Consider the following 14770-nt stretch of genomic DNA (forward strand, 5'->3'; position numbering starts at 1 on the left):
CGCGGTGGTCGAGGAGCTCGGGGACGAGATGCCGGCCGATGAACCCGGTCGCGCCGGTGACGAAGTACGACATGGCCGGAGACTACCGCTCGGTAGCGGCCGGCGGCAGGGTCGACCGATCCGCGGTTGGCGGGCGGCTCCCGCGCCGCGGCGAACCCTGGGCTCAGTCGTTCTTGCCGCCGCCGAACATGATCTCGTCCCAGCTCGGGACCGAGGCACGCCCCTTCCGCTTCGCCTGCCTCCGGGCGGGCCGCTCCTCCGCGGCCGGCTCCGGCGCGGGCTGGGGCTCGGACTGAGGCTCGGACTGGGGCTCGGGCCGCTCCTCGGCGGCCGGTTCCGCCGGCGAGTCCTCCACGGCCGGGGTCTCCCGGGTGGGGCGCTCGTCGTCCAGGTAGGCCTCGAGGGGCTGCTCGGCGCCCAGGCTGGCGCTCTCCTCGTTGACCATCTCGATGGCGTCGTCGCCCAACGTCGTCGGACCCTGCCCGGTGGCGCCGAGCGGCAGCTCCTCGTGGGGTACGGCGGACAGCCGGCGTCCGCGGGCCCGCTTCAGGTCGTCACGGGGCGGCCGGGCCGCGGCGACCTGCTCGCCGATCAGCCAGCGGGCGTCCTCGTTCTCGAGCGTCACGTAGTTGCCCGGGGGGTCGTAGATGAAGGCTGCCGACCTCTGGCGCTTCTCCGCGGTGTAGTCGCCGGTGAGGGTCCAGCGTCCGTCCTCACGCCGCCGGGCGTCCCACGTGACGGTCTCGGGGTCGACGTTCAGCGAGCGAAGGTGGCCCGCGACCGCGTCGCCGAGGGTCCTCGCCCCGGAGGCGGACTCACCTGGCTTGCGCCGCACCGACGAGCGCTGGGCGCGCTCCGCGACGTGCTGCCGCTCGGCGAGGACCGGGGCGGCGAACGCCATGATCCGGTCCACCGTGGTCTGGGCGGCCTGGGCGACGGCCTCGGGCGTTTCCCCGGCCCGGATGCGAGCCTGGATGTCGCGGGGTCGCAGTGCGCTGTCCATTCGAATCTCCAAGTGGCCGAGGCGGGCGTGCTCGCCGCGGAGGGCGGCCCGGAGCCGAGCGTCGATGTCGAGGGTGAACTCCACCCCTTTGTCGCTGACGAGGAGCAGTCGCTTGCCGTCATCACTCAAGCCCGCGAGCGTGAGGTGCGCCATCGGTGGTCGTGCTCCTGCCAGTCATCGTTCCGGTGGGCTGAGCCTACGCCAGCGGGCGTGTCGCGCAGCGTCTTCGCCTGCGGCGCGCCCCGGTAACCTCGCGACCCGTGTCGACCGACCCGTCCGTGACCTTCGTCGTGCTCGAGCTCGCCGGCATCTTCGTCTTCGCGATATCCGGGGCCGTGGTCGCCGTCCGCAAGGGCCTCGACGTCTTCGGCGTCCTGGTGCTGGCCGGCGTGACCGGCCTCGGCGGGGGATTCCTGCGCGACGTGCTGATCGGCGCCACCCCGCCGGCAGCGCTCGCCGACTGGCGCTACCTGATGGTGCCGGTCGTGGCAGGCGTGCTGACGTTCTACTTCCACCCCGCCCTGGGCCGGATGGAGCGGCAGGTCAACGTCCTCGACGCCTTCGGGCTCGCGCTGTTCTGCGTCACCGGCGCGCTCAAGGCGCTGGAGTACGGCCTCGGTCCGGTGCCCGCCGCCCTGATGGGCATGGTCACCGGCATCGGCGGCGGGATGGCCCGTGACGTGCTCGCGGGCCGGGTGCCGGCGGTCTTCCGGGGCGTGCTGTACGCCACCCCCGCCCTCGCCGGCGCCGCGATCACGGTCGCCGGCGAGAACCTGGGATTCCCGGTGGGACTCGTCGCCGCCCTCGGCGGCGGCGTGTGCCTGTCCTGGCGGCTGCTGGCCATCTGGCGGCACTGGCGGGCACCGATCCCCACCGGGTCGGCCAGCGTCTGACCGAGTGCGTCAGTCGCCCAGCAGCCGACGCAGGTGGTCGTTGGCGAACACCCGGTCGGGGTCGAGCCGGTCACGCAGGGCGAGGAACTCTCCGAACCGGGGGTAGGTCTCGGCGAGCTCGGATGCGCCCAGGGAGTGGAGCTTGCCCCAGTGCGGCCGGCCGTCGTGCGCGCGCATGATCCGCTCCATCGCGGCGAAGTACCCGGTGTGCTCGGCGTCGCGGTGGGTGTGGAACGCCAGGTAGACGGTGTCGCGCTGGCAGGCCGTCGACAGGGGTACGTCGTCGGCGGGCGCGACCCGGACCTCGACCGGGAAGCTGATCCGCCAGTCCGACGCCTCGATGGCACGCCGGGCCTCGCGGAGCGCGTCGAGCCCGGCGGCACGCGGGACGGCGTACTCCATCTCCTTGAAGACCACCCGGCGCGGTGAGGTGAAGACGCGGTGGGCCACGTCGGAGTACTGGCGCTCGGTGAGCAGCCGGCTGGTCATCCGGTTCATCCGGGGGATGACGCCCGGCGCCCGGTTCGACCCGGCGCACAGGAGGCCGAACACGCGGTTGGCCAGGAGCTCGTCGTCGAACCAGGCTCGCGTCCGTGCCAGGGGCTCGGCCTCGTCGAGCGGCGCGTCGAGACGGTTGTTCTGCTTGGCAAGCACCCGGTCGGTGTGCGGGAACCAGTACATGTCGAAGTGATGGTTGGCCGAGGCCAGCTCGTCGAACGAGGCGAGCGCTCCGTCCCAGGTCATCGGCTGCTCGTGCGCCTCGAGCAGGAACAGTGGCTCGACCCGGAAGGTGATCGTGGTCAGCACGCCGAGCGCCCCGAGGCCGACCCGGGCGAGGTCCAGCACCTCGGCGTTGCCCTCGGGCGTTGCGGTCAGGACGTCGCCGGTGCCGGTCACCAGCTCCAGGCCGGCCACCTGCGCGGACAGCCCGGCCGCGACCCCGCCCGTCCCGTGGGTGCCGGTGGAGATCGCCCCTGCCAGCGTCTGGTCGGCGATGTCGCCCATGTTGTGCAGCGACAGGCCGAGCCGCTCGAGCGCGGTGTTGAGCACGTGCAGCGGCGTGCCGGCCAGGGCCGTCACCGTCATCGCGTGCCGGTCGACGGCGACGATCCCGCTGAGCCGGTCCGGACGCAGCATGGTGTGCCCGGGCGTTCCGATGGCCGTGAAGCTGTGGCCGGTGCCGACCATCTTGAGCGTGGTCCCGTCGGTCCGCGCCCGGTCAACGGCGGCGACCACGGACCCGGTGTCACCGGGGTGGACGATCACGTCGGGGTACGACGACTCCAGTCCCGACCAGTTCCGCCACCGCACGAGGTCGAGCCTAGGTCAGGGACTCCACCGGCTCGGGGAACCGCGAGCGCGGGATCGCCTGGGCCGCCAGGGCCGAGACCAGCCCGGCGCCGGCGGCGACGAGGTAGGCCGGGGACGCTCCGTAGGTGTCGATCACCACGCCGGCCAGGGTCGCGCCCGGCGCGACCCCGGCCACGATGCCGGTGTGGATGATCGCCATGCCCTCGGTCAGCCGCGCGTGCGGGACCGTCTTCTCGGTGAGCGACATGGTGGCGATCAGGGTGGGTGCGATGGCGAAGCCGGCGACGAACAGGGCGGCCCCCATCACCGGGACCGAGCCGATCAACCCGAGCGGCAGCATCGCGGTCATCATCCCCAGCGACCCCCAGCGCACCCGGTGGTCGGGGCCGCGTCGCCAGTGGACCGCCCCCGTGACCAGGCCCGCGATCAGGCTGCCGAGCGCCCACAGCGCGAGCAGCGGGCCGGCGTACCCCTTGCTGCCCAGCTCCTCCGCGAACGCCACGGTCGTCACCTCGGCCGCGCCGAAGAGGGTGCCGAGCGCGGCGCTCACCAGCGCCAGCGGCACGACCGTCGCCCACGGCATCCCCGGGCGCCGTCCGGTGGTCTCCTGCCGGGGGTGGGCCGGCGGTGCGGTCGCGCGCTGCGCGGCGAAGAACAGGGTGCCCACGACGCCCGTGAGCAGGGCGGCGGTCAGGCCGGCCACGGGGTGCCAGGCGGTGGCCAGCACGGTGACCAGGATCGGCCCCAGCATGAACACCGACTCGTCGACGACCGCCTCCAGCGCGAAGGCGGTCTGCAGCTCGTCGGGGGAGCGGAGCACGTGGGACCACCGGGCCCGCACGCAGGAGCCCACCGCGGGGAACGCCGCGCCGCTGATCGCGGCCGCCACGTAGGAGATCCCCATCGGCCACTCGGCCTGCACCGACCACATCAGCAGCGCCAGGGCAGAGCCGAAGACGGCCGTGGCGACCGGCAGCACCCGCGCCTGCCCGTGCCGGTCGAGGAGCCGACCCTGGGCGATCGCGAACGCGCCGTTGGCGACGAGGTAGGCCGCCGACACCGAGCCCGCCAGGCCGTAGGACCCGGTCGCCGCCGAGACCAGCAGCACGATCCCGAGGCTGGCCATGGCCATGGGCATCCGCGCCACCATCCCGGTCGCGCTGAACAGCAGCGTGCCGGGAAGCCCCAGGATCCGGCGGTAGGACGTCAACATCTCGATCCGAGACTAGGACCGGCCCGCGAAGACGGACCAATCCAGACGTCCGTCTCTACGATGGGACGCATGGTCCTCGACGTCACGCCGTACGACGCCGTCCTGCTCGTGTCGTTCGGCGGTCCGGAGGGGCCCGACGACGTGCTCCCGTTCCTGGAGAACGTCACACGGGGACGCGACATCCCGCGCGAGAGGCTCGAGGAGGTCGGTGAGCACTACCACCTGTTCGGTGGCAGGTCTCCGATCAACGACCAGAACCGCGAGCTGCTGGCCGCCGTGCGCGAGGACCTGTCGGGAGCCGGGATCGACCTGCCGGTCTACTGGGGCAACCGGAACTGGCAGCCGTTCCTCGCCGATGCGGTCCGCGAGATGGCCCAGGACGGCATCACCCGCGCCGCCTGCTTCGTCACGAGCGCCTACTCGTCGTACTCCAGCTGTCGGCAGTACCGCGAGAACCTCGCCGCGGCCGCCGCCGAGGTCCCCGGTGCCCCACGGCTGGACCGGCTGCGGCAGTACTTCAACCACCCCGGCTTCGTGGAGCCGGTCGTCGACGCGACCCTGGCCGCGCTGGCCGACCTGCCGGAGTCGGTCCGTGACGGCGCCCACCTGAGCTTCGTGACCCACTCGATCCCTGAGTCGATGAACGAGGCCAGCGGGCGCCAGGGCAGCGCCTACGTGAACCAGCACCGCAGCGTCGTCGCCGCGGTCGTCGACCGGGTGCGTCAGGAGACCGGACGGCGCAACCCGCACGACCTGGTCTTCTGCTCCCGGTCGGGTCCGCCCCATGTCCCCTGGCTCGAGCCCGACGTCAACGACCATCTCGAGGCGCTCGCCCGCAAGGACGCCACCGGCGTCGTGCTGATCCCGGTCGGCTTCGTCTCCGATCACATGGAGGTCGTCTACGACCTCGACACCGAGGCGCTCGCCACGGCGGCCAAGCTCGACCTCCCCGCCGTGCGGGCGGCAACGCCCGGCATCGACCCGCGGTTCGTGGCCGTGGTCCGCGACCTGCTCGTCGAGCGAGCGGCCACGGAGCGGGGCGAGAAGCCACGCCGCCGCGCGGTCGGCAGCCTGCAGGCGTGGTGGGACCTCTGCGGCGTCGGGTGCTGCCCGAACCCGCGCGAGGAGCTGCCCGCTCTCGGCGGCGTCGAGGAATGAGCGGGGACGACCCCGGTTCGGACCTCCGCCTGGCCGAGCTGGCGCTCGAGGTCGCCCGCGCGGCCGGACGGCTGATCCGGCAGCGGCGCGACGAGGGGGTGACGGTGGCGGCCACCAAGACCAGCCAGACCGACATCGTCACCGAGACCGACCGCGAGGTCGAGGTGCTGATCCGCTCGCTGCTCGCCGACGCCCGCCCCGACGACGGCATCGTGGGCGAGGAGGGCGACGACGAGCCGGGGGCCACCGGTGTGCGCTGGATCGTCGACCCCATCGACGGGACCGTCAACTTCCTCTACGGCATCCCCCAGTACGCCGTCTCGGTCGCGGCGGAGCGCGACGGGGTGGTGGTGGCCGGCGTGGTGCTCGACGTCGCCCGCGACACGGCGTACGTCGGTCGTCGGGAGACCGGCCCGGACGGACAGGTGACGGTGACGGCCGATCGCGACGGCCGGCCGATCTCGGTCCGCTCGCCGGCGCCCCTCGCGCAACGACTGATCGGGACGGGCTTCAGCTACGAGGCCGGGATCCGGGCGATCCAGGCCGACGCCGTCTCGCGGCTGCTGCCCCGGGTGCGCGACATCCGGCGGCTGGGGTCGTGCGCCCTCGACCTGTGCCACGTCGCGGAGGGCCTGCTCGACGGCTACGTCGAGGAGGGCGTCAACCTCTGGGACTTCGCCGCCGGGGTCCTCATTGCCGAAGGTGCCGGGGCCCGCAGTGAGCTGGCCCCGGGCGCCGGCGGCCAGGAGCTGCTCGTCTGCGCGCCGGCGCACGGCTTCGAGGACTTTCGCAAAGTCGTGGAACAGGCCGGGTTTCTCGCCATTTCGGGGGAATAGCGCCTCAACCTCGCGTGTTCTCGGGACACATTCGGTAACCGATGTGCACCATGGCACCGGCATGGTGCACAATCTGGCGCCGGACCTGTGGAGCTAGCTACGACCGGCGCAGATGCGTGAGGGGAGTTGAGGACTGATGGCAACCGATTACGACGCCCCGCGCAAGACCGAGGAAGAGTCCGAGGAGAGCATCGAGGAGCTGAAGGCTCGTCGGCACGACAAGAACTCCGGAAAGGTCGACGAGGACGAGACCGAAGCGGCCGAGTCCTTCGAGCTTCCCGGTGCCGACCTCTCACACGAGGAGCTCGCGGTCGAGGTCAAGCCCAAGCAGAGCGACGAGTTCACCTGCATGAGCTGCTTCCTGGTCCACCACCGCTCGCAGCTCGCGGACGAGAAGAAGCTGATCTGCAAGGACTGCGCCTGAGCAGCAGCGCGTGAGGAACCTGCGCGTTTGGGTGAGATGAACCGGGCGTGCCCCGCCGTGCCCGCTCAGCTCTGGGGCGCGGGCGCGCTGTCGGCGTCCTGGTCGTCCCGGACGAGGTCCGGCGGCAGGTGCCCGGTCGACTTCGTGTAGTAGTCAGCGGCCTTGCGGCTGGCCAGCATCCGGGCGATGCCCACGAACGTCCCGCTCACCGCGGCCCACGCGACGGCCTCCCAGAGGTCGACGTCGGGGTCCGCGGGGTTGGCCGGCGGGTTCTTGCCGGTGGCGGCCCTCCAGGAGGTGTTGAGACCCTTCTTCGCGACCGCCGCCGCCGCGACCGCGGCGACGAGGGAGAAGACCGACCAGACCTTCGATGACGATGCCATGCCCGGACCTTACCCAGCGGCCGTCGATTCAGTCAGTTCCGCCAGTGCTCGCGCCAGGGCGTCGGGGTGACGGGTGCTGATCAGCCAGTACGGCGCCGGGTCGGCCGGGTCGGTGATCTCCACCTGGACGGCCCGCTTCAGGTAGGGCCGGAGCAGCAGGTAGGCGCGCGCGTCGGCCTCGACACCGGAGATCCGCCGGGTCGCCTCCGCGTCCAGGGCACGCGAGGTCCCGAGGTGGAACCCGGCGATCCGGGCCCGGCCGGCCCGCAGGAATCCCCCCTCCACGGTCACCCGTGCGGCGCCGTACGCGAGCAGGCCGAGGGCCAGGCCGGCCATCGCGACCGCCGAGATCGCCCAGGCCGCCAGGGCGGGCAGGGCCACGATCATCGCCAGCCACAGGCTGGCGACCAGCATCGTCCCCTGGACCCACCACCGCAGGGGGACGCTGAGCCGCTCGTCGTACTCCACGGGGGTCAAGGGTATGGTCCGGCCGTGCCCGACCGCGTACCCGACCCAGTGCCAGACGTCGAGATCGCCGTCCGCCGCCTCGACCCGGACCTGCCGCTTCCCGGCTACGCCCATCCCGGCGACGCCGGGGCAGACCTGGTGACGGCCGAGGACGTGGTGCTCGGCCCGGGGGAGCGGGTCCTGGTGCCCACCGGGGTCGCCATCGCCCTCCCGGCCGGTCACGTGGCCCTGGTGCATCCCCGGTCGGGGCTCGCGGCCCGGCACGGGCTCTCGATCGTCAACACCCCCGGCACCATCGACTCCGGCTACCGGGGAGAGATCAAGGTGCTGCTGATCAACCACGATCGCGAGCAGCCGATCAAGCTGCGGCGCGGTGACCGGATCGCCCAGCTCGTGGTGCAGCGGTTCGAGCATGCCCGCTTCGTGGCGGTCGAGGAACTCCCCGAGTCGGCACGTGGGGCCGGGGGCTACGGTTCTACTGGAGGATTCGCCGCTGGCGAGACCCCGACAGAGGAGACGCAGTGAAGTTCCGCCGCAGGTCCGAGAAGACCGAGCCCGCAGTCGCGGAGCCCGTGGACGCGGACGAGCCCGCGGTCGTCGACGGTCCGTTCGACATCGACGACCTTCCCGACGACGACGTGCAGCGGGTGGACCTCGGCTCCCTGTTGATCGCTCCGGAGGAGGGCCGTGAGCTGCGGCTCCAGGTCGACGAGAGCTCGCAGGCCGTGCAGGCGGTCCTGCTCGCCGGGGCCGACGGCGCACTCGAGCTGCGCGCCTTCGCGGCCCCGCGCAACGGCGACCTGTGGACCGAGGTGCGCCCCCAGCTCGCCGCCGACCTGGCTCGCCGGGGTGGGACGGCCACCGAGCGCGAGGGACGCTTCGGCACCGAGCTCGTGTGCGAGCTGTCGGTGCAGACTCCGGAGGGACGGGCGGCCAGCCAGGCGTCGCGGATCATCGGCATCAACGGGCCGCGCTGGATGCTGCGCGGCACCTTCCTGGGCCGTCCGGCCACGGACCCGGAGAGCGCCGCGGAGTGGGAGGAGTCCCTCACCAGGGTGGTGATCCGCCGCGGTGACCACGCCATGCCGGTCGGCGACCCACTCCCGGTCGTGCTGCCGGATTCAGCCCGGCGCACGACGCCCGGCGAGTCGTAGACTGTGGCAGTGACGGGCAAGAGTCGCCTGCGGCGGAGCATCAGCAAGTGGGCGAACAGCACCGAGATGCACGAGCGCGAGCTGCGGCGCACCTACGCCGACGTCGGCAGCACCAGGATCGCCGACGCGCCTGACCGCGAGCGGGTGCGGCTGCGCGGCACCCTGCGCACGGTCACGCTCCGTCCACGCGGCGGCGTACCGGCACTCGAGGCGGAGCTGACCGACGGCTCGGGTGTGCTCATCGTGGTGTGGCTCGGCCGACGGCAGATCGCGGGCATCTCGCCTGGCCGGGCGATCCAGGTCGAAGGCAGGATCGGCGCCACCGAGGGCGGCCGCATCATGTACAACCCGCGCTACGAGCTCATCCCGTGAGCGAAGCGCGAGACCGCGACGGGCGTGAGCCGGCGGGTGACCGTGAGGATGCGGTCGAGCACGAGCCCGGGTCGATCGGCGGTGCCTCCGTCGACACCGTCGAGGCCGTGGTGCGGTCCCAGCTGTCGAAGGCGCTGGGTGGACGCCGCGGCATGATCGAGGCGGCGGTGCCCACGCTGCTGTTCACGGTCACCTGGTTGACCACGCGCGAGCTCCGGACGGCGTTGGTGGCCAGCCTCGCCGTCGCGATCGCGCTCCTCGTCGTGAGGGTCGTCCAGCGCTCCTCGGTCCAGTTCGTGCTCAACGCCATCTTCGGCATCGGGATCGGGTGGCTGTTCGTCACGATCTCGGCCCGCTCGGGCGGCAGCGAGAGCGACCAGGCCCTGGCCTACTTCCTGCCGGGCATCCTCTACAACACCGGCTACTCGATCATCCTCGCCTTCACCTGCCTGATCGGCTGGCCGCTGATGGGGTTCATGGTCGGCAGCGTCACCGGCGACCCCACGGCGTGGCACCGTGACCGCCAGGTGGTGAAGCTGTGCTCCCTGCTCACCTGGGTGCTGGTGGCGCCGTGCATCCTGCGGGTGGCCGTCCAGGCTCCCGTGTGGCTCGGTGCGAAGTCGGGAGCGATCGAGGCGGACGCCGCCATCGCCGTCCTGGGCGTGGCCAAGATCGTCATGGGCTGGCCCGTCCAGCTGGCCGCCCTGGCCCTCATGGTGTGGCTGCTCGCCCGGAACCGGACTCCGGTGCAGGGCGAGCCTGCCGCGGTGCTCGGCGGCGACGACGCGCCTGACCGCGAATCGCGCTGACCCGCCCGAAAGTTTCGGGCGGGTCACAGGTCTCGACACGCGGGTCGCGACTTCGTCCCTCAGTCGCGCCGCTCGCTCGACCACCATCATCGCGCCCGCTCACGCGGTCGCGATCAGCCGCCGTGCGCCTGGGGCGCGAGCAGTCGCTCGAGATCGTCCTCGACGTCGGCGGCCGCGACGAAGAGCAGCTCGTCACCGGACTCGATCGGCTGGTCGGCGTCGGGCGTGTAGACCTGGCCGTCGCGCAGGATCGTCACCAGGGCGCAGTTGTCGGGGAAGGGGATCAGCCCGGTGGGCTTCCCGACGTACGGCGAGTCCTCCGGCAGCGTCAGCTCGACGAGGTTGGCGTTGCCCTGGCGGAAGGTGAACAACCGGACCAGGTCACCGACCGTCACGGCCTCCTCCACCAGCGCCGACATGATCCGCGGGGTCGACACGTTGACGTCGACGCCCCAGGCCTCGGTGAACAGCCACTCGTTGTTGGGGTGGTTGACCCGGCCGACCGTCCGTGGCACGCCGAACTCGGTCTTGGCCAGCAGGGAGGTCACCAGGTTGACCTTGTCGTCGCCGGTCGCGGCGATCACCACGTCGCACCGGTCGAGCCGGGCCTCCTCCAGCGACGACAGCTCACAGGCGTCGGCCAGCAGCCACTCGGCGTCGGGCACGCGCTCGGGCTTCATGGCGCTCGCCGACTTGTCGATGAGCAGGACCTGGTGGCCGTTGGTGATCAGCTCGCGCGCGATCGAGCGTCCGACGGCTCCGGCGCCGGCAATGGCGACCCTCATGTCAGTGGTCTCCCTCGGGTCCCTTGTCGATGACCGCGTAGGCGTGGCCGGCGTTCTCCTCGCGCATCACGAGGTGGACCAGGTCGCCCTCCTGGATGATGGTGTCGCGGGTGGGCAGCATCCCCTCGCCGAGCCGGTCGATCCAGGCGATCCGGCTGTTGGTCTGCTCCTGGAAGTGGATCGTGCGCTGCCCGATCCACACCTCGGGTACCGGGACGTGGTCGACCCGGATCGTGCCGGAGGGGTCACGGAAGTCGGGCTCGGCTCCGGCCGGCAACAGTCGCCTCAGGACCTGGTCGGCGGTCCACTTGACGGTGGCCACGGTGGTGATGCCGAGCCGCTGGTAGACCTCGGCTCGGCCGGGGTCGTAGATGCGGGCCACGACCTGCTCGATGCCGAAGGTCTCGCGCGCGACCCGGGCGGCGATGATGTTGGAGTTGTCGCCGCTGGAGACCGCCGCGAAGGCCTCGGCGCGGCGGATGCCGGCCTTCTCCAGCACCGCCTGGTCGAACCCGAAGCCGGTGACCTTGTCGCCGTTGAACTCGGGCCCGAGCCGGCGGAAGGCGTCGGGTTCGCTGTCGATCACCGAGACGGTGTGGTTGCGCTCCTCGAGGCTTCGAGCCAGCGTCGAACCCACCCGGCCGCAACCCATGATGACGACATGCACAGTGAAACCGTATCCCAGCCACGTCAGGCGGGCGCGACGGTCTAACCTGTTCGCTCGTGGGTGTCGGCGACGTTTCCAAGCGCATCCTGCTCGGACGACCGCTGCGCAGCTCCCAGCTCGGCGAAACCCTGCTGCCCAAGCGGATCGCCCTCCCGGTGTTCGCGAGCGACGCGCTCTCGTCCGTGGCCTACGCGCCCGACGAGATCTTCATCATGCTGTCCTTCGCCGGCGCCTCGGCCTACATCTGGTCGTGGAAGATCGGCATTGCGGTAGCCCTGGTGATGGCAGCCGTCGTGGCGTCGTACCGGCAGAACGTGCACGCCTACCCCAGCGGGGGCGGCGACTACGAGGTGGCGACGGTCAACCTGGGCCGCAACGCCGGCATCACCGTGGCCAGCGCCCTGCTGGTCGACTACGTGCTCACGGTCGCGGTCTCCATCTCGTCGGGGGCGCAGTACGCCGCCTCCGCGCTGCCGTTCCTCCACGGGCACGAGGCGATGGTCGCGAGCATCGCGGTGCTCTGCCTGATGGCGATGAACCTGCGCGGGATCCGGGAGTCGGGCACATTCTTCGCGTTCCCGACCTACGCCTTCATCGTCGCGATGGGGGGGATGTGCGGCTACGGGATGCTGCGCCTCCTCAACGGCACCCTGCCGGAGGTCAAGAGCGCGGCCCTCGACATCGAGCCGGCCCCCGGCTACGAGGGCCAGCTCACCACCGTTGCGCTGATGTTCCTGCTGGCGCGGGCGTTCTCGTCGGGGTGCGCCGCGCTCACCGGTGTGGAGGCGATCTCCAACGGGGTGCCGGCGTTCCGGCGCCCCAAGAGCCGCAACGCCGCGACGACGCTGCTGTTGTTGGGGATGATCGCGATCGCCATGATGATGAGCGTCATCGTGCTCGCCAAGCAGATGGGCCTGCGCTACGTCGACCCCCACCATCTGGAGCGGCTGACCCGCAACGGCCAGCCGGTCCCGGAGGGCTACGACCAGGACACCGTGATCGCGCAGATCGCCGAGGCCGTGTTCCGCGACTTCCCGCCCGGCTTCTACCTCGTCGTCACCGTGACCGGCGTGATCCTGGTGCTCGCAGCCAACACCGCCTTCAACGGCTTTCCCGTCCTCGGCTCGATCCTCGCTGAGGACGGCTTCGCGCCCAGGGCCCTGGGCTCGCGAGGTGACCGCCTGGCGTTCAGCAACGGCATCGTCTTCCTCGCCGTCATGGCGATCGCGCTGATCCTCGCGTTCGACGCCGAGGTCACCCGGCTGATCCAGCTCTACATCGTCGGGGTCTTCGTGTCGTTCAACCTCAGCCAGCTCGGCATGATCCGACACTGGACCCGGCACCTGCGCACCGAGAAGGATCCGGCCCGCCGACGCCGGATGCAGCAGTCCCGGGCGATCAACGCGATCGGGCTGACGTTCACGGCCGTGGTGCTGGTGATCGTGCTGATCACCAAGTTCTTTGCCGGCGCCTGGATCGCGATCCTCGCGATGGCGTCGTTCTTCCTCATCATGAAAGGGATCAGCCGGCATTACCACAACGTCGCGCTCGAGCTGGCCGCCGACGAGGAGGACAAGATCCTGCCCACGCGGGTCCACGCCGTCGTGCTGGTCTCGAAGCTGCACAAGCCGACCCTGCGGGCGCTGGCCTTCGCGAAGGCCTCGCGGCCCAACGTGCTGGAGGGGGTCTACGTCGCGGAGGACCCGCAGCGCACGAGCCGGCTGCTCACCGAGTGGGACGACCGCAACCTGGGCGTGCCGCTGAAGGTGCTGCACTCGCCCTACCGCGAGGTGGTCCGGCCGATCGTGGAGTACGCGCTCGAGATCAGGCGGGCCAACCCCCGCGGGGTGGTGGCCGTCTACATCCCGGAGTACGTCGTCGGGCGCTGGTGGGAGCAGCTCCTCCACAACCAGACGGCGCTGCGGCTCAAGGGCCGGCTGCTCTTCACCCCCGGTGTGATGGTGACGTCGGTGCCCTACCAGCTGCGGTCCTCGGAGATCGCCCGCGAACGAAACGAGCGCGAGAGCACCCGTGTGCATCCGGGGGACCTGCGTCGCGGCAACGTCTCCGACCGCGGTCGCGGCCGGCAGATCCAGCGGTGAGCCCTCCTCGCCGACGACGTCCCCGGCCGCGGCGGCCCGCCGGCCGGTCCCGGGTGGGGGAGCGGCACACGGTCGACGTCGGGCCCGTCGCCCACGGTGGTCACTGCGTGGCCCGGATCCCGGTCGAGCCGCCGGCCGCGCCGCCCGGAACGTCGCGACCCCCGACCCGGGTGGTGTTCGTCCGCCATGCCCTGCCGGGCGAGCGCGTCGTCGTGGAGATCACCGAGGGCACCGACCAGGACCGGTACTGGCGCGGCGACGCCGTCGCGATCGAGTCGCCCTCCCCGGACCGCGTCGCGCCGCCCTGCCCGGTCGCGGGGCCGGGTCTGTGCGGCGGGTGCGACTTCCAGCACGTGGCCATGCCGGCGCAGCGCGCGCTGAAGACCGAGGTTGTGCGGGAGCAGCTGGTCCGGCTCGGCCGGCTGGCCCCTGACCATCCGGTCGTCGCCGGGCTCGAGGTCGAGCCCGTGCCGGGTGACCAGGACGGCCTGCGCTGGAGGACCCGGGTGCGCTACGCCACCGCTCCGGACGGGCGGCGTGGAATGCGCAAGCACCGGTCGCACGAGGTGGTGCCGGTCGACGACTGCCTGATCGCCCTCCCCGACGCCCGGCAGCCGAGCGACCTGGAGTCCTCGGCCTGGGCGGTCGAGGCCGTCGAGACCGGGTGGGGATCGCACTCCTTCGCCGTGCCGGCCGACGGCTTCTGGCAGGTCCACCCGGGGGCCCCGAAGGTCCTGGTCGAGACCGTCCTCGAGCTCCTCGCCCCACGGCCCGGAGAGCGGGCGCTCGACCTCTACGCGGGCGTCGGCCTGTTCGCCCGGTTCCTGCTCGACGCGGTCGGCCGGAGCGGCGAGGTGGTCGCGGTCGAGGGGGACGAGGCGGCCTGCCGGCACGCGCGGATCAACCTCGGCCTCGAGGGGACCGACGACCCGACGACCCCGGTGGAGGTGACCTGGGGCCGGGTGGACACGGTCCTCGCGTCCGCGTACGGCGAGCCGTGGGACCTGGTGGTGCTCGACCCGCCGCGCGAGGGTGCCCGGCGTGAGGTGGTGGAGCAGATCGTGGCGCGGTCTCCCCGTGCCGTCGCGTACGTCGCCTGCGACCCGGCCGCGCTCGCCCGGGACGTCGAGACCTTCGTCGGCCACGGCTACCGGCTGGAGCGGCTGCGCGCGTTCGATCTCTTCCCGATGAC

At 71.9% G+C, this 14770-nt stretch carries 18 protein-coding genes; 10 read left to right on the plus strand and 8 right to left on the minus strand.

The window, feature by feature from the left end; all coding sequences use genetic code 11:
- Both VFN12_RS17570 and sepH read right to left on the minus strand, forming a co-directional pair.
- The coding region (locus VFN12_RS17570; RefSeq protein ID WP_414690007.1) for an SDR family oxidoreductase at positions 1 to 73 on the minus strand (73 nt) is incomplete at its 3' end.
- Positions 74 to 163: 90 nt separating this feature from the next.
- The gene (gene sepH, locus VFN12_RS04190) at positions 164 to 1156 is read right to left on the minus strand and encodes a septation protein SepH (RefSeq protein WP_325117337.1); all 993 of its coding nucleotides are present in this window, start codon (positions 1154 to 1156) and stop codon (positions 164 to 166) included.
- A gap of 107 nt (positions 1157 to 1263) precedes the next feature.
- On the opposite strand from sepH, the gene VFN12_RS04195 reads away from it, so the two are divergent.
- Positions 1264 to 1896: a trimeric intracellular cation channel family protein gene (locus tag VFN12_RS04195; RefSeq protein WP_325117339.1), complete on the plus strand. Its 633-nt coding sequence runs from the start codon at positions 1264 to 1266 to the stop codon at positions 1894 to 1896.
- Positions 1897 to 1905: 9 nt separating this feature from the next.
- Here the strand turns inward: VFN12_RS04195 and VFN12_RS04200 are convergent, their stop codons facing one another.
- Positions 1906 to 3207 (minus strand): D-arabinono-1,4-lactone oxidase, encoded by a 1302-nt coding sequence (locus VFN12_RS04200; RefSeq protein ID WP_325117340.1) that lies wholly within the window; start codon positions 3205 to 3207, stop codon positions 1906 to 1908.
- 10 nt (positions 3208 to 3217) lie between these two features.
- Entirely contained in the window at positions 3218 to 4420 is a 1203-nt protein-coding gene (locus VFN12_RS04205; protein ID WP_325117341.1) for an MFS transporter, read from the minus strand.
- A 69-nt stretch (positions 4421 to 4489) separates the two neighbouring features.
- Between VFN12_RS04205 and VFN12_RS04210 the strand changes: the two genes are divergently transcribed.
- The 3 genes from VFN12_RS04210 (at position 4490) to VFN12_RS04220 (ending at position 6838) form a co-directional block, all read left to right on the plus strand.
- Positions 4490 to 5578, plus strand: coding sequence for a ferrochelatase (locus VFN12_RS04210; protein WP_325117342.1), 1089 nt, complete (start codon positions 4490 to 4492; stop codon positions 5576 to 5578).
- Positions 5575 to 6414, plus strand: coding sequence for an inositol monophosphatase family protein (locus VFN12_RS04215; RefSeq protein ID WP_325117343.1), 840 nt, complete (start codon positions 5575 to 5577; stop codon positions 6412 to 6414). Before VFN12_RS04210 ends, VFN12_RS04215 begins: the two co-directional genes overlap by 4 nt.
- A 136-nt stretch (positions 6415 to 6550) precedes the next feature.
- Positions 6551 to 6838 carry a DUF4193 domain-containing protein gene (locus VFN12_RS04220; protein ID WP_325117344.1) on the plus strand — a complete coding sequence of 96 codons (288 nt, stop codon included), beginning with the start codon at positions 6551 to 6553 and terminating at the stop codon, positions 6836 to 6838.
- 65 nt (positions 6839 to 6903) lie between these two features.
- Here VFN12_RS04220 and VFN12_RS04225 read toward each other — a convergent pair whose 3' ends face one another.
- Together VFN12_RS04225 and VFN12_RS04230 are read right to left on the minus strand one after the other, a co-directional pair.
- Complete coding sequence (locus VFN12_RS04225; protein ID WP_325117345.1) at positions 6904 to 7221, minus strand: DUF4235 domain-containing protein; 318 nt, start codon at positions 7219 to 7221, stop codon at positions 6904 to 6906.
- Between the two features lie 9 nt (positions 7222 to 7230).
- Complete coding sequence (locus tag VFN12_RS04230) at positions 7231 to 7689, minus strand: DUF3093 domain-containing protein (protein WP_325117346.1); 459 nt, start codon at positions 7687 to 7689, stop codon at positions 7231 to 7233.
- 48 nt (positions 7690 to 7737) lie between these two features.
- Here VFN12_RS04230 and dut point away from each other — a divergent pair, with 48 nt between their 5' ends.
- The 4 genes from dut (at position 7738) to VFN12_RS04250 (ending at position 10024) form a co-directional block, all read left to right on the plus strand.
- Entirely contained in the window at positions 7738 to 8214 is a 477-nt protein-coding gene (gene dut, locus VFN12_RS04235; RefSeq protein WP_325117354.1) for a dUTP diphosphatase, read from the plus strand.
- Positions 8211 to 8843 carry a DUF3710 domain-containing protein gene (locus VFN12_RS04240; protein ID WP_325117347.1) on the plus strand — a complete coding sequence of 211 codons (633 nt, stop codon included), beginning with the start codon at positions 8211 to 8213 and terminating at the stop codon, positions 8841 to 8843. Before dut ends, VFN12_RS04240 begins: the two co-directional genes overlap by 4 nt.
- Positions 8844 to 8909: 66 nt before the next feature.
- Positions 8910 to 9215 carry an OB-fold nucleic acid binding domain-containing protein gene (locus VFN12_RS04245; RefSeq protein WP_325117355.1) on the plus strand — a complete coding sequence of 102 codons (306 nt, stop codon included), beginning with the start codon at positions 8910 to 8912 and terminating at the stop codon, positions 9213 to 9215.
- The gene (locus VFN12_RS04250; protein ID WP_325117348.1) at positions 9212 to 10024 is read left to right on the plus strand and encodes a DUF3159 domain-containing protein; all 813 of its coding nucleotides are present in this window, start codon (positions 9212 to 9214) and stop codon (positions 10022 to 10024) included. The genes VFN12_RS04245 and VFN12_RS04250 overlap by 4 nt, the downstream gene beginning before the upstream one ends.
- Positions 10025 to 10137: 113 nt before the next feature.
- On the opposite strand, the gene VFN12_RS04255 is transcribed toward VFN12_RS04250, so the two are convergent.
- Entirely contained in the window at positions 10138 to 10809 is a 672-nt protein-coding gene (locus VFN12_RS04255; protein WP_325117349.1) for a TrkA family potassium uptake protein, read from the minus strand.
- 1 nt (position 10810) lies between these two features.
- Positions 10811 to 11461 carry a potassium channel family protein gene (locus VFN12_RS04260; protein WP_414690008.1) on the minus strand — a complete coding sequence of 217 codons (651 nt, stop codon included), beginning with the start codon at positions 11459 to 11461 and terminating at the stop codon, positions 10811 to 10813.
- Positions 11462 to 11532: 71 nt separating this feature from the next.
- Between VFN12_RS04260 and VFN12_RS04265 the strand changes: the two genes are divergently transcribed.
- Positions 11533 to 13578 carry an APC family permease gene (locus VFN12_RS04265; protein WP_325117351.1) on the plus strand — a complete coding sequence of 682 codons (2046 nt, stop codon included), beginning with the start codon at positions 11533 to 11535 and terminating at the stop codon, positions 13576 to 13578.
- 53 nt (positions 13579 to 13631) lie between these two features.
- On the plus strand, positions 13632 to 14770 hold a 1139-nt coding region (locus VFN12_RS04270), incomplete at its 3' end, for a class I SAM-dependent RNA methyltransferase (RefSeq protein ID WP_325117353.1).

This window comes from Nocardioides sp. (genome assembly GCF_035703625.1).
Taxonomy (GTDB): Bacteria; Actinomycetota; Actinomycetes; order Propionibacteriales; family Nocardioidaceae; genus Nocardioides.

What these genes read in the sequence shown, in the direction of transcription:
- sepH (WP_325117337.1), bottom strand. Translation starts at nt 1,156, where the DNA reads ATGGCGCACCTCACGCTCGCGGGCTTGAGTGATGACGGCAAGCGACTG.
- VFN12_RS04205 (WP_325117341.1), bottom strand. Translation starts at nt 4,420, where the DNA reads ATGTTGACGTCCTACCGCCGGATCCTGGGGCTTCCCGGCACGCTGCTG.
- VFN12_RS04210 (WP_325117342.1), top strand. Translation starts at nt 4,490, where the DNA reads ATGGTCCTCGACGTCACGCCGTACGACGCCGTCCTGCTCGTGTCGTTC.
- VFN12_RS04215 (WP_325117343.1), top strand. Translation starts at nt 5,575, where the DNA reads ATGAGCGGGGACGACCCCGGTTCGGACCTCCGCCTGGCCGAGCTGGCG.
- VFN12_RS04220 (WP_325117344.1), top strand. Translation starts at nt 6,551, where the DNA reads ATGGCAACCGATTACGACGCCCCGCGCAAGACCGAGGAAGAGTCCGAG.
- VFN12_RS04225 (WP_325117345.1), bottom strand. Translation starts at nt 7,221, where the DNA reads ATGGCATCGTCATCGAAGGTCTGGTCGGTCTTCTCCCTCGTCGCCGCG.
- VFN12_RS04245 (WP_325117355.1), top strand. Translation starts at nt 8,910, where the DNA reads ATGCACGAGCGCGAGCTGCGGCGCACCTACGCCGACGTCGGCAGCACC.
- VFN12_RS04255 (WP_325117349.1), bottom strand. Translation starts at nt 10,809, where the DNA reads ATGAGGGTCGCCATTGCCGGCGCCGGAGCCGTCGGACGCTCGATCGCG.
- VFN12_RS04260 (WP_414690008.1), bottom strand. Translation starts at nt 11,461, where the DNA reads ATGGGTTGCGGCCGGGTGGGTTCGACGCTGGCTCGAAGCCTCGAGGAG.